Origin of the sequence: Rothia nasimurium (assembly GCF_049068285.1) — a bacterium.
Classification (GTDB): domain Bacteria; phylum Actinomycetota; class Actinomycetes; order Actinomycetales; family Micrococcaceae; genus Rothia; species Rothia nasimurium_I.
Map to the genome: position 1 here is coordinate 67,091 of NZ_JBLKPV010000010.1, position 17,588 is coordinate 84,678.

At 61.4% G+C, this 17,588-nt stretch carries 15 protein-coding genes; 5 read left to right on the top strand and 10 right to left on the bottom strand.

Annotated elements, in window-relative coordinates:
• Window positions 1-48 precede the first annotated feature (48 nt).
• The 3 genes from ACMXX3_RS09490 to trmB all read left to right on the top strand — a co-directional run bounded on the left by ACMXX3_RS09490 (window position 49) and on the right by trmB (window position 3,293).
• Window positions 49-456 (top strand): hypothetical protein, encoded by a 408-nt coding sequence (locus tag ACMXX3_RS09490; protein WP_421084467.1) that lies wholly within the window; start codon window positions 49-51, stop codon window positions 454-456.
• 165 nt (window positions 457-621) lie between these two features.
• Entirely contained in the window at window positions 622-2,325 is a 1,704-nt protein-coding gene (locus ACMXX3_RS09495) for an alanine/glycine:cation symporter family protein (protein WP_421084468.1), read from the top strand.
• Between the two features lie 146 nt (window positions 2,326-2,471).
• Window positions 2,472-3,293 carry a tRNA (guanosine(46)-N7)-methyltransferase TrmB gene (trmB, locus tag ACMXX3_RS09500; RefSeq protein ID WP_421084469.1) on the top strand — a complete coding sequence of 274 codons (822 nt, stop codon included), beginning with the start codon at window positions 2,472-2,474 and terminating at the stop codon, window positions 3,291-3,293.
• 82 nt (window positions 3,294-3,375) lie between these two features.
• Here trmB and ACMXX3_RS09505 read toward each other — a convergent pair whose 3' ends face one another.
• From ACMXX3_RS09505 to ACMXX3_RS09545, 9 genes are all read right to left on the bottom strand, one after another.
• A complete protein-coding gene (locus ACMXX3_RS09505; RefSeq protein WP_421084470.1) occupies window positions 3,376-4,812 on the bottom strand; it encodes an alanine/glycine:cation symporter family protein in 1,437 nt (478 codons plus the stop codon).
• A gap of 150 nt (window positions 4,813-4,962) precedes the next feature.
• Window positions 4,963-6,048, bottom strand: a complete 1,086-nt coding sequence (locus ACMXX3_RS09510) for an LLM class flavin-dependent oxidoreductase (RefSeq protein WP_421084471.1) — start codon at window positions 6,046-6,048, stop codon at window positions 4,963-4,965.
• A 129-nt stretch (window positions 6,049-6,177) separates the two neighbouring features.
• Entirely contained in the window at window positions 6,178-7,311 is a 1,134-nt protein-coding gene (locus ACMXX3_RS09515) for an ATP-binding protein (protein ID WP_421084472.1), read from the bottom strand.
• 152 nt (window positions 7,312-7,463) lie between these two features.
• Window positions 7,464-7,889, bottom strand: a complete 426-nt coding sequence (locus ACMXX3_RS09520) for a heat shock protein transcriptional repressor HspR (protein ID WP_421084473.1) — start codon at window positions 7,887-7,889, stop codon at window positions 7,464-7,466.
• 2 nt (window positions 7,890-7,891) lie between these two features.
• Window positions 7,892-8,887, bottom strand: coding sequence for a DnaJ C-terminal domain-containing protein (locus ACMXX3_RS09525; protein WP_421084474.1), 996 nt, complete (start codon window positions 8,885-8,887; stop codon window positions 7,892-7,894).
• 101 nt (window positions 8,888-8,988) lie between these two features.
• Window positions 8,989-9,594: a nucleotide exchange factor GrpE gene (locus ACMXX3_RS09530; RefSeq protein ID WP_421084475.1), complete on the bottom strand. Its 606-nt coding sequence runs from the start codon at window positions 9,592-9,594 to the stop codon at window positions 8,989-8,991.
• A gap of 2 nt (window positions 9,595-9,596) precedes the next feature.
• Window positions 9,597-11,444: a molecular chaperone DnaK gene (gene dnaK / locus ACMXX3_RS09535; RefSeq protein ID WP_237188402.1), complete on the bottom strand. Its 1,848-nt coding sequence runs from the start codon at window positions 11,442-11,444 to the stop codon at window positions 9,597-9,599.
• A 341-nt stretch (window positions 11,445-11,785) separates the two neighbouring features.
• Window positions 11,786-12,646, bottom strand: a complete 861-nt coding sequence (locus tag ACMXX3_RS09540; RefSeq protein WP_421084476.1) for a hypothetical protein — start codon at window positions 12,644-12,646, stop codon at window positions 11,786-11,788.
• The gene (locus ACMXX3_RS09545; protein WP_421084477.1) at window positions 12,646-13,071 is read right to left on the bottom strand and encodes a hypothetical protein; all 426 of its coding nucleotides are present in this window, start codon (window positions 13,069-13,071) and stop codon (window positions 12,646-12,648) included. Before ACMXX3_RS09545 ends, ACMXX3_RS09540 begins: the two co-directional genes overlap by 1 nt.
• Window positions 13,072-13,758: 687 nt before the next feature.
• Here ACMXX3_RS09545 and ACMXX3_RS09550 point away from each other — a divergent pair.
• Window positions 13,759-14,232: a low molecular weight protein-tyrosine-phosphatase gene (locus tag ACMXX3_RS09550; protein ID WP_421084478.1), complete on the top strand. Its 474-nt coding sequence runs from the start codon at window positions 13,759-13,761 to the stop codon at window positions 14,230-14,232.
• Here the strand turns inward: ACMXX3_RS09550 and ACMXX3_RS09555 are convergent.
• Window positions 14,229-16,877, bottom strand: coding sequence for an SNF2-related protein (locus ACMXX3_RS09555; protein WP_421084479.1), 2,649 nt, complete (start codon window positions 16,875-16,877; stop codon window positions 14,229-14,231). The two genes, ACMXX3_RS09550 and ACMXX3_RS09555, sit on opposite strands and share 4 nt — an antisense overlap.
• Window positions 16,878-16,956: 79 nt before the next feature.
• Here ACMXX3_RS09555 and ACMXX3_RS09560 point away from each other — a divergent pair, with 79 nt between their 5' ends.
• Entirely contained in the window at window positions 16,957-17,574 is a 618-nt protein-coding gene (locus ACMXX3_RS09560) for a hypothetical protein (RefSeq protein WP_421084480.1), read from the top strand.
• Window positions 17,575-17,588 lie beyond the last annotated feature (14 nt).

The following is a 17,588-nucleotide window of genomic DNA, read 5'->3' on the forward strand; positions in this document are numbered from 1 at the left end:
TGCCTGGTTTTCCTTGAAAATTGGGCACCTGCTGAAAGGACACGCCCCATGGCTAAGCTCTCCAACGCCGCCCTTCGCCTCACCACCGGTGCCCTCATTCTCGACCAGGGCATCAATAAGCTCTCCATGGACGAGGGCACCTACGGCTTCCTCAAGAGCATGGCAGCCAGCGGCGTCCCCCAGGTTGCCAAGCTCTCCGACCAGCAGTTCGGCAAGACCCTTGCCGCCTCAGAAATCGCCCTGGGCGCTGGCCTGCTGACCCCCTTCGCCTCCCCCAAGCTGGTCGGCCTGGGCCTGACCGCTTTCTCAGCCGGCCTGCTGACCATGTACTTCAACAACGACGACATGACCAAGGCTGACGGCATCCGCCCCACCCAGGAGGGCACCTCCTTGGCCAAGGACGTCGTCATGCTCGGCGCCGGTCTTGCCCTGCTCTTTTCTTCCAAGAAGAAGTAGGCTCCGAGATTTTTTAGGACGGCCGCCCGCCCCCACCCGGGGCCGGGCGGCTTTTTCGTGCCGTTTCCCCTTCCGCGAGTACCAACCATAAGTAAACAGTAGGCATATCATCAGCCTGATGATAAATTAGTGAGAGTAGCGCCCATCACACCGAAAGGTCTGCTCGTGGAGACAGCAGAAACAATACTAGAAAGCCTAAGTTCCTTCGTCTGGGGCCCCTGGCTCCTCCTCCCCCTCCTCGTTGGCACAGGCATCTTCCTCACGATCCGCCTGGGACTGATCCAGCTCAGACTCTTCACCAAAGCCATGAGCCTCCAATTTGGCCGCCGCTCCAGGCAAAAGGGAGCCAGGGGCGAGATTTCATCCTTCCAGGCCATGAGCACAGCCCTCGGCGCCACCGTCGGCACCGGCAACATCGTGGGCGTAGCCCTCTCCCTCAGCATCGGAGGCCCCGGCGCCCTCTTCTGGATGTGGATTACCGCCCTGCTCGGCATGGCCTCAAAATACGCAGAATGCTTCCTCGGCGTCCGCTTCCGCCACCGCGACTCCATGGGAGAACTCACCGGCGGCCCCCAAGCCTACCTGCAACGCGGCATCCCCAACCGATTCGGCAAATTTCTCGCCCTCATGTTCGCCATCTGCTGCGTCTTTGCCTGCTTCGGCATCGGTAACATGACCCAGGCCAACGCTATCTCAGCCAACCTCCAACACTCATTCAATGTCCCGCCCCTGGCCACCGCCGGAGCCCTCATCATCCTCACCGCCACAGCCCTGCTGGGCGGTATCAAAACTGTTTCAAAGGTCACCGCTTTCTGCGTCCCCCTCATGATCCTGCTCTACCTGGGGTTCGGAGCCTACATTGTGCTGCTCAATATCAGCATGGTGCCCGAAGCCTTCGCCATGATCCTTCGCGGGGCCTTCACCGGAGAAGGAGCCGTCGGAGGCGCCATCGGGTCCGGAATGATCTTCGCTATGCAAATCGGCGCCCAACGGTCCCTCTTCTCCAACGAATCCGGCATGGGCACCGCCGCCATTCCCGCAGCGGTGGCCACCACCTCGCACCCGGTTCGACAGGGTCTTGCCTCCATGACCCAAACCTTTGTTGACACCATCGTCGTCATCTCCATGACCGGCCTGATCCTACTCACCACCGGAACCTGGCAGGGGGCAGACCCCGCCACCGCCACATCCCTAGCCTTCAGCAGCGGCCTGCCCGGTGACTGGGGCGGCTACATCGTCACCTTCTGCCTCGTACTGCTGGGCTACTCCACCGTCCTGGGCTGGTCCTACTACGGGGAGCGGGCCCTTGAATCCCTCGGCGGTGGCCCCAAAGCCATCACCGCCTACCGGCTCCTCTTCGCCCTCATGTGCGGTGTCGGCGCAGTAGCCCCGCTTGCCGTGGTCTTCACCTTCTCAGACCTCATGAACGGCCTCATGGCCCTCCCCAACCTGGTCGGCCTGATCCTGCTCTCAGGCCTCGTCGCCCGCGAAACCAAGAAATACCTGACCCACGACCCCCACTTCGAAGCGACCGTCGATACCATCGACGGCTTCATGTACGGCCACCCCGGCGGTCTTGACGCCCAAATCGACCACCAGGTTGACCTGTCCCAGAAAAACCCGGCCCTCGAACACCCCGATACAACCAGCCTCAAAATCATCACCGAAAAAATGATTGAGGACGATGCCGCCCAACAAGCCAGCACCCCGGTCTACGACGTCACCCTTGAAGAAGTCAACACCGGCAGCATACCGCTAGTCACCGGCTCCCTCCCTATCATCCAGCAGGCCAAGCCCACCTTCGGCACCCCCACCGACCCCAGGGCGGCGGCCCCTCGACCAGCAGCCCCTGACGAGCCAGCCCCCTAGACCTCCGTCAGGGGCAGAGGAGGCCTATAATGGGAAGTTCCTACCTACCGCCCTACCCCGGTCAAACAGCCGGGAAGCAGGCGGGCCCGGTGGCGCTTAGAGTTTCCGCGCACACCGGTAGACCCCCAACCCCGAAATGGAGAGTTATGGAAACCAACAAGCAGAAGCAAGACCTAGCCGATAAGGCAGAACGCGCCGCAGCTGGGGAAGACCTGACCGCCCCCGTCCCCGAAAAATTCCACCGCCAGCCCTACTCCTTCGTCCGCCGCGGTGACCGCCTGACCGCCCGCCGCCAAAAGGCCTGGGACACCTACGCCCCCACCCATGTGCTTGACCTCCCCCGCAACATCGGCGACACCTCGGTTGCTGAGGGCGCAGTCTTTGACCAGCAGGCCCTCTACGGACGCACTGACGCCCCCCTGGTCGTTGAGATCGGCTCCGGCCTGGGCGAGGCTATCGTCAACCGGGCCGCCCAGGTACCCGAGGCCAACTTCCTGGCCGTTGAGGTCTACACCCCCGGCATCGCCGACCTGCTGCTGAAGATGGGCCAGGCCGGGGTTGAGAATGTGCGCGTGGCCCAGGCTAATGCGCCTGAACTCCTTGATAACCTGCTCGAAGAATCTTCGGTTGATGAGCTCTGGGTCTTCTTCCCCGACCCCTGGCACAAGGCCCGCCACCACAAGCGTCGTCTGGTCTCCCCCGCCTTTGCCGACAAGGTAGCCCGGGTGCTCAAGCCCGGCGGCACCTGGCGTCTGGCCACCGACTGGGAGGAATACGCCCTGGTCATGCGCGAGGTGCTGGATGCCCACCCCGCCTTTACCAACGCCCACGCCGGGGAGAACACCACCGAGGATGACCCCGTCGGCGGCTGGGCGCCCCGCTGGGAGGGCCGCGTCGTCACCAGCTTCGAACGCAAGGCTGGCGAAGCCGGACGTCGCGCCCACGACCTGACCTATATCCGCGCCTAACCCTTTAAAGGCCGAATGTGCCACTTATTCCCGAGCGGGGCAGTGAGACCCCCACGGTCGGGAATAAGTGGCACATTCGCGCTTAATGAGAGTCGATAGCCCCCGGCTTACCCTCCATAAAGGCGTCAATCTCAGCCTTGGACGCGGTCAGCTTGGGATCCTGAGACAGGTAATATTTGGTCTCCCGCACCACCAGGCCCGATAGCAGCAGCAGCCCAATGAGGTTGGGAATAGCCATGAGTCCGTTGGCTATATCCGAGAAGGTCCAGGCGACCGAGAGCTCCATGGTGCAGCCGAAATAAATAATGACGGCGAAGAAGATACGGTAGGGGGTCACGCCACGGCGGCCAAAGAGGCGCTCGATGTTGCGTTCGCCGTAGTAGGCCCAGCCCAGAATAGTTGAGTAGGCAAAGAGTACCAGGCCTACGGTGACAATAATGCTACCGGCTGGCCCAATCACCGAGGCAAAGGCCTGGCTGGTCATGACAGAGGCTGCTACCTGTTCGCCGCTGGGGTCGGTTGCCTGCCACGTGCCGGTGACAACCAGCACCAGGCCGGTGCAGGTCACCACGATCATGGTGTCGATGAAGGTCTGGGTCATGGAGACCAGCCCCTGACGGACCGGGTGGGTGGTCTGGGCAGCGGCTGCCGCAATAGCAGCAGAGCCCATACCCGATTCGTTGGAGAAAATACCGCGGGCTACACCGTACTGCACGGCGTACATGAGGGAGGCCCCGGCAAAGCCGCCCACGGCAGAGGTGCCGGTGAAGGCGTCCGAAAAAATCTGCCCCAGGGCAGCGGGAATGGCCGCAGCATTGCCCCCCAGAATGTAGAGGGCCCCGCCCACATAGAAGAGGATCATTACCGGCACGAAACCGGCGGTCACCTTGCCAATAGATTTAATGCCGCCCATTAGCACAAAGAGGGTGATAATGGCCAGGACGATGCCGGTCAGGCCGGTGGGCAGGTGGAAGGTGTCTTCGAGGTTATGGGCAATGGAGTTGCCCTGGGCGGTGTTGCCGATGCCGAAGGACGCCAGCACGGCGGCTACCGCGAAGAAGAGGGCAAGGAACTTCCCCAGGGGGCCCTTAATACCGCGCTGGAGGTAGTACTGGGGGCCGCCGGAGATTTCCCCCTTGGCGTCGGTGGTGCGGTAACGCACACCCAGGAAGGCCTCGGAGTATTTGGAGGCCATACCGAAGAGGGCGGTGATCCACATCCAAAAGAGGGCGCCGGGGCCGCCGATAGAGATTGCGGTGGCAACACCCACAATGTTGCCGGTGCCCACGGTGGCTGCCAGGGCGGTGGTCAGTGACTGGAATTGGGAGATGTCGCCGCCGGGGGCGTCCTCGTCCTTGCGTTCGAGGAAGGCAAGCCGGTTGGCGACGGCTAATTTCGTGAGCTGGATGAAGCCCAGCCGGATGGTGAGGTAGATACCGGTGCCGAGGAGCAGGGGTATCAGGACGAAGGGCCCCCAAATCAGGGAGCTGATCGCACTCAAGATGTCTTGGACGGTCATGTGTTTTCCTTGGATTCGTCGCTTGGGTGAGGGAACCGGCGCGACGGGCGTGATGAAACGAGCGCCCCACCAAGCCGCATGGCCGGTGGGGCGCTCTTCTACTATATCGCTGGGATAGGGCAGACCCTGTTTGGTCTCGTCAGGTGGGGTTTAGTTACCTGCCAGCAGTTCTCGGACGCGGGGCAGCACCTTGGTGCCGTAAAGCTCAATAGAGTTCATGGAGTGCTCGTGGGGCAGGGGGCCGTTGGAGTATTTGAGGTCGAAGCGGTTGATGCCCAGGGACTTGGCGGTATCAGCAATCTTCTGGGCGACGGTTTCAGGCGAACCCACATAGAGGGCGCCGTGTTCGACTTCGTGTTCAAACTCGCGTTCCCCGGCCGGGCCCCAGCCGCGTTCGGCACCGATCTTGTTGCGGTTAGCGATCCAGTGCTCTCGCAGTTGCTTGCGGGCTTCTTCGTCCGTCTCGGCGATGTGGCCGGGTGAGTGGACGGCGATGGGCAAATCGCCGTTACCCAGCTGTTCGTTGGCTCGGCGGTAGAGGTCGGTGTAGGGCTTGAAGCGCTCGGCGGGCCCGCCAATGATTGCCAGCATGAGCGGGGTCTTGTACTGGGCGGCGCGGGCGACGGATTCGGGGCTGCCGCCGACGGCTAGCCAGTGCTTGAGAATACCCTCGGTCTTGGGGTAGATCTCCTGGTTGATGAGGGGCTCGCGGTTGCCGGGGTTCCAGTTGAGGGGTTCTTGGGTGATGATTTTGGTGAAGAGGTCGAACTTCTCAGAGAAGAGGGAGTTGTAGTCTTCGAGTTTGTAGCCGAAGAGGGGGAAGGATTCGGTGAAGGAGCCGCGGCCCAGTACAGCTTCGGCGCGGCCCTTGCTGAGGGCGTTGATGGTGGCGAAGCGCTGGTAGACGCGGATGGGGTCGTCCGAGGAGAGGACGGTGACGGCTGAACCCAGGTGAATACGCTCTGTGGAGGTTGCCAGGCCCGCCAGAATGGTGTCGGGGGCGCTGACGGCGTAGTCGGGGCGGTGGTGCTCACCGATGCCGAAGAAGTCGACGCCGACGCGGTCGGCTAGCTGGCCCTGCTCTAGGACGTTGCGGATCACCTGGGCGTGGTGCAGGCGGTTGCCTGCCAGGTCGGCGGTGGTGTCGCCGAAGGTGTCCAGGCCCATCTGGAAGGCGGTGTCATCGACGCTGGGCAGGCCGGGGCGTAGGTCGGGGGCGGTGTTGATGTCGGTCATGATGTTTTCCTTTCGGTGTTAGCTTTCTCGTCTACAGACAGTTCAATACTAGCCTAAATTACTTGATTCCGAAAGTATTTTGGTGGGGTTTCAACACCCCACCGTCCTAGACACAACCCCGTGAGCCCCCTACCCTTCCAGCGAACGCAAATACTCACGCAGCCCCGGCAGGGTGAACTGGACCTTCCCATACCCAGCCGGCTCAATAAGACCAGTTGCAATGAGCCTTGAGCGGTAATTCCCCACCGTATTTTTAGCTGCGTCCATGCGCTCAGCAATCGCAGAAACAGCAGAAGCCCCGTCATCAACCGCCATAGCCTGCAAGAAATCAAGGTCCTTAGCTGATACCGTCGCCAAGGCTGATTCGATCACCATTCGCCGGTTTCTACGACGGGCTTCATCAAAGGCCAACCTGGCGTCCTCCTCTGTCACAACAGACCCGGGTTCCAGCCTCTCTGCTATCTTCCATAGGTGATACCCCACAAGCTGAATCATAAAAGGGTACCCACCAGTTACCTGCGCCGCCTGGGCCAGCACAGCGTCCTCAATAACAACATCAAGCGGCTTAAAAGTGTGCCGGTAGGATTGGGCGACGTCCTCAACTGCGACCGCCGCTAAATCAATTCGGTCTGCCCGCCGCAAAAAGGTAGCTACCCCCTCATTGAGCAGGTCTGACACTGCCGCAGGCAAACCTGCAAAGACAAGGGCAACCGGCAGGGACTCACGAATATAGTGTTGAATCCATGAAGCCAGCAGGGAAAGTTCCTGCCGGTCTGCTGCGTGAATCTCGTCGAGGGTAATCAGCAGACCGGTGCCCTTTGTATCCAAGATGTGCAAGAGCTCTTTCAAGGAATGTCGGGTGTCTACCTGCTCCTCGGGGAGCAAGGTAGTGCTGATAGAAACCCCAGCTACCGCTACTCCCGTCAGCCTCCTCGTGGGAGGCTTCTCACCAAGTTCCTGTTGATAGGTCCGGGCTAAGGCCCCGATTCGCTCAGAAAACCCCGGCGTAGCTGTTTCAGAAATAACGACCCAGCCCTCCTGCCGGGCAGCATATTCAGCTTCATTCAGCATGACTGTTTTCCCGACGCCTCTAGCACCGGTCATGACGGTCAGCAGGCCAGGGGCACCTGACCTGATTTTTAGACCGTAGGTGAACTCATCAAGCACACCATCTCGACCTACTAGCTGGGGAGGTTCAGCGCCCGCAGTAGGTTTAAAAGGATTAATGTGCCGTGTGTTCGAGGTCTTGTTTGAAACAGCCATAAACCTATTTTATGTACTCCTGTGTACCTTGTGTACTCTTGTGTACTTTGTGTACTCTTGTGAATCTTGTGTACTTTAGCCCCTGACCTGGGCAGGGGCTGGTTAAACAGGGCAGTGCCCCCGGCGTGTAGCCAGGGGCACCGTGGTAAGCATTAGCGTGGCCGGTAGAGCACCACGGCCTGGGAGGTCTGGCGGGCAGCCGGACGCTTGCCCCGGGCCAGGTGCACAGCACCGCCGGAGGTTCCGGCAGCAAATATGCGGCTGCCTTCCTGCAGGCGGTTGCGCAGGGCCTCATTCTCGGCCTGGAGCTCCACCATACGGGCCTGTAGGGCTTCTACCTGGTGCTCCAGCTGCATGATGCGCTTGATACCCTCAAGGGAGACACCCGACTGGGAAAGCTCCTGGATTTCTTGGAGTTTCTGCACGTCGCGCTCGGAGTAGCGGCGGGCCCGCCCCGGTGCCCGCTGGGGCTGCACCAGGCCCAGGCGGTCGTACTGGCGCAGGGTCTGCGGGTGCATACCGGCCAGTTCAGCCGCTACGGAGATAACAAAGACCGGGCGGTCAGATTCGAGGGCCATTCTTAGTCACCAGCTTTCCTCAGCAGGTCCTCACGGGGGTCAGTTTGAGGTGCCAGGGCCAGGAAGGCATCCAGGGCAGCCTCTGCCTCGGGGGTCAGGTCGGTAGGCAGCTGCACCTCGGGGATAACCAGCATATCGCCGGTGCCCTTCTTGGTCACAAAGCCCCGGCCCTTAGCACGCAGCTTACGCCCGGACGGGGCCCCGGCGGCCAGGCGGAGCTTAACACTGCCCCCGTCGAGGGTGGGCGCCTCGATAATCCCGCCCTTGAGGGCTTCTTCCAGGGTGACGGGCACACGCACGAGCAGGTTGTCGCCTTCGCGGTCAAAGACGGGGTGGGCGTCCACGCGGACGGTGACGATGAGGTCCCCTGCCCCACCGGCACCGGGGTGCCCCTTGCCGCGGGCCCGGATTTTCTGGCCGTCCTTGACACCGCGGGGCAGGCGAACCTGGGTCTGGGAGCCGCCGGGGCGGAAGACCGAGACCTCAGCGCCGTCGTAAGCCTGCTGGATGGTGATGCGGGCGCTGGTGGTGGCGTCCTCCCCCTTGGGGGCGGAGAAGCCGCCGCCGGGGAAGCCCCCGGCCCCACCGGGGAAGCCGCCTGCGGAGCGTCCGGCCCCGCCAAAGCCAGCGCCGCCACCGAACATGCCGCCGAGCAGGTCTTCAATGTTGATACCGCCAGCACCGCCGCTGGTGGAGTAGCTGAAGTTGCCACCGCCGGGGAAACCGCCCGGGAATCCGCCACCAGCCCCGCCAAATCCGGCAGCCCCGTACTTGCGGATCTGGTCGTACTCTTCCTTCTGCTTGGGGTCTGAGAGTACGTCGTAGGCTTCTGAGACTTCCTTGAATTTCTTCTCAGCAGCCTCGTCGCCGGGGTTCTGGTCGGGGTGGTACTTGCGGGCCAGCTTGCGGTAGGCCTTCTTGATATCTGCCTCGGAAGCGTCCTCGGCTACGCCTAGTACCTTATAAAAATCTTGATGGAGCCAGTTTTCGCTCGCCATGTGCCTCTCCTTCCGAGGTAGATCTTATGTCTTTTAGGGGGTGGGGTTAGACAGAGCGGGCACCTAGCCTGACGTATCAGGCCGGGTGCCCGCCCGCGTCCTTATTCTGCTACCGCAACAGCTACCTGGGCGGTGCGGACCACGCGGTCCTTCACCTTGTACCCGTTGCGAAGAACCATGGAGATTGAATCGGGCTCAACCTCGCTGGTGGGCTGCTGCAGGACAGCCTCGTGAACCTGGGGGTTGAAGGGTTCGCCGACCTCGCCAAAGCGCTCCAGGCCCTGCTTGGTCAGGGTCTCTTCGAGCTTGTTAGCGATGGCGGCAAAGGGGCCTTCTTCAAGGTCGCCGTGCTTGCGGGCGGCATCGATATCGTCGATGACCGGTAGCAGGGCTGCCACCAAATCAGCGATGACGAAGTCGCGCAGCTGGTCCTTTTCCTTGGCGGTGCGGTTCTTGTAGTTGGTGAACTCGGCCTGAAGGCGACGCAAATCCTCAAGACGCTCGGCGGCCAGGGCCGCGTCAGCACCTTCAGCTGCCTCTGCACCGTCGCCGGCCTCGGCTGCGGCAGATTCTTCATCTGCCGCAGCGTCAGCAGCTACACCTTCGGGCTCGGGGTGACCTTCAGCTGCCGGGGCGGCGAAGGCTTCCTCCAGAGGGTCGGTGCCCTCGGGCTGGTTATCTACGGGCTCCTTGGTGTTCTCAGCCATGGTTAGTTCTTCTTCTCGTCTTCTTCATCGATTACTTCGGCGTCAACGACGTCGTCGTCCTCAGCCTTGGCGCCTTCACCGGCTGCGGCATCTGCCTGAGCCTGGGCGTAGAGAGCCTCACCCAGCTTGGTCTGGGAGGCCTGCAGCTTCTCGAAAGCGGCCTTGACGGCGTCATCGTCTTCACCTTCAAGGGCAGCCTTCAGGGCGTCAACATCGGCCTGAACCTCGGTCTTGACGTCCTCGGGCAGCTTCTCGTCGTTTTCCTTGATGAGCTTCTCGATGGAGTAGGCGGTGTTCTCAGCAGCGTTGCGGGTCTCAGCTGCCTCGCGGCGGGCCTTGTCCTGCTCGGCGTGGGCCTCGGCGTCCTTGACCATGCGGTCGATGTCTTCCTTGGAGAGGGAGGAGCCGCCGGTGATGGTCATGGACTGCTCGGTGCCGGTGCCCTTGTCCTTCGCGGAGACGTGGACGATGCCGTTGGCGTCGATGTCGAAGGTTACTTCGATCTGGGGGACGCCGCGGGGGGCGGGGGCGATGCCGGTCAGTTCGAAGGTGCCCAGGTTCTTGTTGTCGCGGGTGAACTCGCGCTCGCCCTGGAATACCTGAATTGATACTGAGGGCTGGTTGTCTTCAGCGGTGGTGAAGGTTTCAGAGCGCTTGGTGGGGATCGCGGTGTTGCGCTCGATCAGCTTGGTCATCACGCCGCCCTTGGTTTCGATACCGAGGGAGAGGGGGGTGACGTCGATGAGCAGGACGTCCTTGCGCTCACCCTTCAGCACGCCTGCCTGCAGGGCTGCACCCATGGCAACAACCTCGTCGGGGTTGACACCCTTGTTGGGTTCGCGGCCACCGGAGAGTTCCTTGACGACCTCGGTGACGGCAGGCATACGGGTTGAGCCACCGACCAGCACAATGTGGGCGATGTCGGAGACCTTGACGCCTGCTTCAGCGATAACGTCGTTGAAGGGCTTCTTGGTGCGTTCGATCAGGTCTGCGGTCATGTCCTGGAACTTGGCGCGGGTCAGCTTTTCATCCAAGTGGATGGGGCCCTCGGGGGTGACGGACAGGTACTGCAGGGAGATGTTGGTGGAGGTTGCTGAGGACAGTTCCTTCTTGGCCTGTTCTGCTGCTTCGCGCAGACGCTGCAGGGCGATCTTGTCCTTGGACAGGTCAGCGCCGGTCTTGGACTTGACCTGCTCCAGCAGGAAGTCGACGATGCGCTGGTCCCAGTCGTCGCCACCCAGGCGGTTGTCGCCTGAGGTTGCGCGGACCTGAATGGTGGAGAAGCCGTCTTCGTCCTTGCCAACTTCGAGCAGGGAGACGTCGAAGGTGCCGCCGCCGAGGTCGAAGACCAGAATCAGTTCGTCTTCGTTACCCTTGTCGAGGCCGTAGGCCAGGGCTGCTGCGGTGGGTTCGTTGACGATACGCAGGACGTTGAGGCCCGCGATTTCGCCGGCTTCCTTGGTGGCCTGACGTTCAGCGTCGTTGAAGTAGGCGGGGACGGTGATGACGGCGTCGGTGACCTTGTCGTTCAGGTAGGCTTCAGCGTCGCCCTTGAGCTTCATGAGGGTACGGGCTGAGATTTCCTGGGCGGTGTAGGCCTTGCCGTCGATGTCCTGGGTCCAGGTGGTGCCCATGTGGCGCTTGACGGAGGCGATGGTGCGGTCGACGTTGGTGACGGCCTGGCGCTTGGCGACGTCACCGACTAGAACTTCGCCGTCCTTTGAGAATGCGACGACGGAGGGGGTGGTGCGGGCGCCTTCTGCGTTGGCGATGACGACGGGCTCGCCGCCTTCGAGGACTGATACGACTGAGTTGGTAGTACCGAGGTCAATACCTACTGCACGTGACATGTTTTCTCCTTAAGAGTTGGTTATCTGTACATCTTTCAAGCAAGTTGAGCCTGGAAGACTCAACCCGCTTGTCTTGATATCTAGTTTGCCACGTTTTGAGCAGAAGTCAACAGAGTTGAGTCAAAAAGACTCAACTTTTTTGCGCATGAATAGTTTAGGCTTGTGGGAAGCGGACGGACGCCCGCCCCGCCTTTGCAGGGCAGGAAGGTTGGGGCCGGAGTTTATCGGTTGCTGAGCCATGGGGAATCACACCTTTCACGCCAACAGTGCGTTCCATCTAACTTTGCTGGAAAAATGGTCAGCTTGGTTATATTTCGTGCGGTGTTTACGTTTTCCCTGTGCTATCCCTGGGCTTCTTTGCCGCCAGTTTCAAGCTCAGCCCTCCTGCGCTTAGATTTTTTCCCATTACGCACAGCCAAAATTGCAGCGACTACTCCGATAACAAGAGGGACCCAGGCTTTGGAGTATTCCATGAGAAAAAGCAGCCAGTCCGGCGGAGTAATGGTAGGCCAGGGGACGCGCCAGGAAGGAACGGGCAAACTTATCTGAGGTGGAACAGGGATGGAAAGAGTAAATTCCGGAACCGGCAGGGCTATCTGGGGCGCATGTATATCGGGAAGACGTTCAACCAGCCACTGCATTACCCTACTCAACACAGGCATAAGCACCAGCATGGCAAGAAACCAGGCGGAGCGGCCCAAACCGAACAGCAAAGGCAACACAAACCGTCGAGATGGGCTTCTTTCAAGCGCCTCACGGTAGGCTTCTGACCGGCTACCGGCTGGTACGTCAAGCTCAACATATTCCTTAGCTGTCCCATGTTTATAGGCCACGACCAGTAGCTCGTCCAGAAAGTTTGTGGTGAGTTTGAGCTGAGGCTCTGCGGAAACAGTGGCCTTAGCCCGGGAGAACTTCCCGCTGCGAAGGTTCTTCTTGAGCCCAATGCTGGTAGGAGTATGGTCGTACCGGCCCACCACTTCACCGTCAACAAGCACCCGCACCCGTTGCTTAGGCCGGTCGATACGTTCGGCGATACGTTCACGGAGCTTCGCCCCTACCGGGGATTCGTTAAAGGCGTGGAGGGAGTTCTCGTCTGGTTTTTTGATAGGCCAGTCCGGGTCAAGCTCAATGAATTCGGCATCAGATCCACGTTCCAGAAGCAGGTGCCCTGCCTCAGGGTGGTGCAGTTCCCAGCGGAGCATTAGCCCTCTCCCCCGGCTTTTTCTTTACCCTCGGAACGTGTGCCCCACTCGTCCGCAAATTTTTTGTGCCAGGGGCTGACCGACACGATATAGATGATAATTACCGCCCACACATACCAACCTGCCCCGTCCGGATAAAAAAGCCCGGATGCTAGCCACATGCAGACTGCAGCCAGCAAACAAAAGGTGAGATTAGGCCGGTAGGTGGCAGCGTCATAGGCGGCGAGTAAGGCTAGAGTGAGCGGGGTACCAACCAGAATTGAAGTAACCACCACCTGCTCGGGCAGCGTGAGCGCCAGGCCCCAGGGCAGAAGGACGAACACAAGCGGCAGGGCACAAAGGGCTAGGTAGTTGCCCCTACGGCGACGATGAATAGCGTTCTGCTCCTTAGGCCGGTCGTCATTGACCGATGTGCTGGTACTCATATCACCCATTGTAAGCGAGCATATAAAAGCCCCGCACTACCCCGTGCCCCTGAGGAAGTCGATAGGTGGAACGGGGCCACCCATGCCTCTATCTGCCGAAAATCTTTGCAAAGAAACCGGTGCCGGCAGAAGCCTGAGCTTTTTCAGCGTCACTATGCTGGCCATCGCACCACTGGCCCTTGGGCACTGAGGCCTTGACAGTTGCGACATGCTGGCCACATCCGGCCCAGGTGGTCTTTGAGCAAATTTTGCAGGTGACAGGACGGCACATAAAAACTCTCCTTGCTTGAGGAACAACACCTCCAGAATATACCCCCAGGGGTATTACGGCAAGAGGGGGACGCCCCGGTGAATGAAGTTGATACGCAAAAGCCCCGCAGGTGTGTGGCCTGCGGGGCTTCTGTCATCTCGAAAGAACTCAAGACTGTGAGTGTTTGATACTCTTGCCGGTTTCACATCTCTATGAAGATTCACTGCTGTATGAACCGGGTCTAGGGTATGGCTAGACCGCTCCGGCGGGAGCACCATCAAGTGTGTGTACCTGTAAGACTATACACAGGTTATCCCGCTTTTTCCGCCTGAGAGCGAACTTTTTTCACTTATTTATTCAGATATTGGCATATTTCAGGACGCTCCCTACTTACTTCCTGGGGAAACTATGGGAACATGGTGGGCATGTATCGAATCATGACTGTATGCACCGGAAATATCTGCCGCTCCCCCATGGGTGAGTACCTGATCAAGCAGGCCGCCGCCCAGGCCGGACTCACCGTAGAGGTAGCTTCTAGCGGCATTTCCAACGAAGAAGAGGGCAATCCCATTGACCGCCGGGCCAAGAAGGTGCTCGATGAGCTCAACATCAATACCGGCTCCCACCGGGCCCAGCAGTTCACCCGCGCCGATTTTGACTGCTATGACCTACTCTTGGCCATGGACACCAACCACTACCGGGCCCTCAAGCGCCTGGCCCCCAATGAAGAAGCAGCGGCCAAGGTTCGCCTGATGCGGGAGTTCGACCCGGCTGTGGCAGGCCAGCCCCTGGACCAGCTGGGTATCTACGACCCCTGGTACGGCGATATGAGTGACTTCTACGAGACTTTCCAGATGATCCGGGACGCCGTACCCGGGGTTATCGAACACGCCCAGACCCACACCAACTAGTTCTCGGTCGTCCCCTCCCCGTCAGCCACGGGCGCGGTGGCGTCCAGGCCCAGGCGGGCGCGTTCGTCCGCAATAATTTGGGCGGCCATCTTTGAGTCGGAGATGTCCACGGCTTCAGCGGCCCCCTCCTTGGCCGCGGAGAGGCGGGCGTACTCGTCAAAGAGCTGGGATTTGATGCCCAGTAGCTCGATCATGCGTTCGTCCACGGTGTCGACGCCCAAGAGGCGGTAGACGTCGACGGTCTGGGTTTGGCCCATGCGGTGGGCGCGGGCAATGGCCTGGGCTTCAATGGTCGGCTTGAATTGGGGCTCAGCCAAGACAACGACGGAAGCCGATTGGATGTTGAGTCCGGCCCCGGCGGCGGTGATTTGGGCTAGCAGGACGGAGCCAGCCTCAGCCTCCTTGAGCTTGTCAACGGCAGCCTGCCGCTCTGTCGGGGGCATGGCCCCGGTGATGGTGCCGATAGATTTGGCCCCCAGAGCGCTTTCGAGGCGGGCCAGGACGGAGAGGAAGAAGGAGAATACCAGGACTTTCCGGCCCGCTGCGGTGGCTTCGTCGACGATTTCGAGCATCCGTGTGAGCTTGGCGGATTCTTCTGCTGCCCAGGCTGCCCGGCGCATGAGGGAGAAGTTGCCTTCGGCGACGGCTGCCCGGTAGGCGTCGGCGTCGGCGCTGGTGAGTTCGAGCCAGTCGCGGTGTTCGGTCATGTCGGGCAGTTCAGAGAGCACGTCTTTTTGGTTGCGGCGCAGGTAGGCGGGGGCGATGCGGGCGCGGAATTCGCTGGCCAGGAGGTTTTCAACCCCGCCCTCAGCGACCAGCTCGGGTTGCAGGTAGTCGACGAGGGTGACGAATTCGCTGACCCGGTTTTCCATGGGGGTGCCTGAGAGCAGGACGGCGTATTCGGCAGCCCGCACGAGGTCGGCGACTTTTTGGGAGCGTTGGGCCCCCTTGTTTTTGACGAGGTGGGCTTCGTCGGCGACGACGGCGTCAGCTACCCAGGTGGGGTCGGCGTAGAGGCGGGCCCCGTCGTAGGTGGTAATGAGCAGACCCCCCTCAGCCTTCCAGGCGGCAAGGGCTGCTTCGCGGTTTGCCCCGTGGGCAAGGTGGGTGGGGATGGTGGTGAACTTTTCGGTTTCTCGCTGCCAGTTAATGACCAGGGAGGCGGGGCAGACGACGATGAAGCGGTTTTTGCCTTGGTTGGTTAGGTGGGTGAACATGGCCAGGGTTTGCATGGTTTTGCCCAGGCCCATTTCGTCGCCCAGGATCACTTTTTTCTGGGCCAGCATGAATTTTGCGCCGTAGTTTTGGTAACCGCGCAGGGTGGCATTCAGGCCGGTGAGGTTGATGGGGTATTTGCGGATCCGCTCGAAGGTTTCAGCGGGCAGGTAGGTGTCGCCGAGGGTGTCGTTACCCAGGTAGTGGGCCAGCAGGGCCTGGTGGCTGGCGGGGTCAGCCAGATACCCTGCCCAGGCGGTATCGGCGCTGAGCCAGTTGGCCGCGGGGACGCTGAGGATGGAGTTGGCCCGGCACCAGCTGAGGTCGGTGCGGAGCTGGTTGAAGTCAGTGAGGTCATCGCCAACGGCTACATAGAGGGGGCCGGTGGCCGGGGTCGGCTGGGTGAGCAGGGGCTCGTAGGTGGCCAGGCGGTCGAGCAGATCAGAATCACCAAGGGTGGCGTCGATGGTGCGCAGACGATCAAGGCCAATGAGGATTCGTTCGGCGGCCGGGGTGCGGATTTCGCCCAGGTTTTCTTTTTCGTGCCCGGTAGCTTCGTCAAGGAGGCGGGTTGCTGCTGCGTAGATTTGGTTGGCGGTGGTGTCGCCAATGCCAGGGATGCGGGTCAGGGCAGCGGCGCTACCTTGGGCTAGGACGTCGGCAACGGTGGTCAGGCCAGCGTCGGCCAGCGGGGCGGTGCGGACGGTGCCGCTGGTGAGTTCTCGGAGTTTGTCGACGGGGACGCTGGAGAGGGTGAGGGTTGCCCTCTCAGCCTTGAGGGCCTGCATGTCCCCGCTCATGCCGGCCAGGAGCTGGGCACGTTCGGGGGTGTTGAGGGTGCCCCAGACGGTAAGGTAGGCGGCCTGGTCGCTGGCGGGGATTTCTTCCCAGTGGGGGGCGGCCCAGTTTTCCCCGGCGAAGCGGGCAAGAGCCGGGGCGGCGGCGTCCTTAAGCCCGAAGGTGTTGGTGGCGAAGGCGGTTTCTGGGTCCTGCTGCTGGGCTTGGCTGGCAGCTGCCAGGAGGGGCTGGAGGCGGGCTTGGACGGGGCCCAGCTCAGCTAACCGGGTCGCCAGATCAAAGCTGGCAGCTTCGGCGGCCCGTTTCTTGTCGCCGCCGAAGAGTCGGCCCAAGAAGCCACCCTGGCCTGCTTGGATAGCTTCGATCATGGCGGGCAGGCCGGTATCTGCGGTAGCCAGGGTGCGGAGGTCGTCGTGGACGGCTGGTGGCTGGGTGCGCCAGAACTGCTGGCTTGTCCATTCGGGGAGGTTGGCGATTGCCGCCGGGGAGAGCGGGGCGCAACGGTAGAGGGATCCGGCGTAGCCGGTATGGAGGTTAAAACGCAGGGCTGTGGGCTGGGCGAGGGCTGCCAGGATGCTTCGGGCCTGGGCGGCTGCGGCCATGAGGTTGTGGGCGGCGGTGAGGTCGTTCATGGGTCCCCTAAGTTTGGTGCAAGGCTTAGTGCCATTATCGCCTAGTCGGGGCTGGTTCTGCGGTAGCCTGGGGGAAGCTATGTCAGCTTATGGTGAAGGAGCGCCCCTGTTGTTACTGTCGTCTGTCAGCGATCTGGGTGCTGTGGTCAAGGATTCCAGGGGGCGTTTGGGGGAGCCCCGCCCCCTGCTGGTTGCCGTTGACGGACGCAGCGGCTCGGGTAAGACGACCCTGGCCGGTAACCTGGCGGTAGAGCTCTCTCGGAGGGGCCTGCCGAACCGGGTTTTTCACCTTGAAGATCTCTACCAGGGCTGGAGCGGCCTGGCGCAGGCAGCGCGCACCTGGCAGCAACTGGCTGAGGCGGTGGTGAGCGGACGTGCCAGCTCCCCCGATACTGCCCCGCTCTGGTTTGGCTGGGACTGGGCCACATCTGAGCCTACCGGCCCCCACCCCCTGGCCCTATCTGAGGAGCTGGGGGCAGGCGTCCTGATTGCCGAAGGAGTTGGGGCGCTGACCGGAGCCCACGATGTGGGGGTTTTCGTAGAGCTTGATACCGAGCGCCGCAGGCAGCGGGCCCTGGCCCGCGACGGGGAGACCTACCGCCCCTACTGGGATATGTGGGCGGCCCAAGAAACCAACCTGCTGGCAGCCTACGCGAGCGCCTACGGGGGCGCGGACGTCCGCTATATTCAGCAGTAGGTCATCTTCTTTCA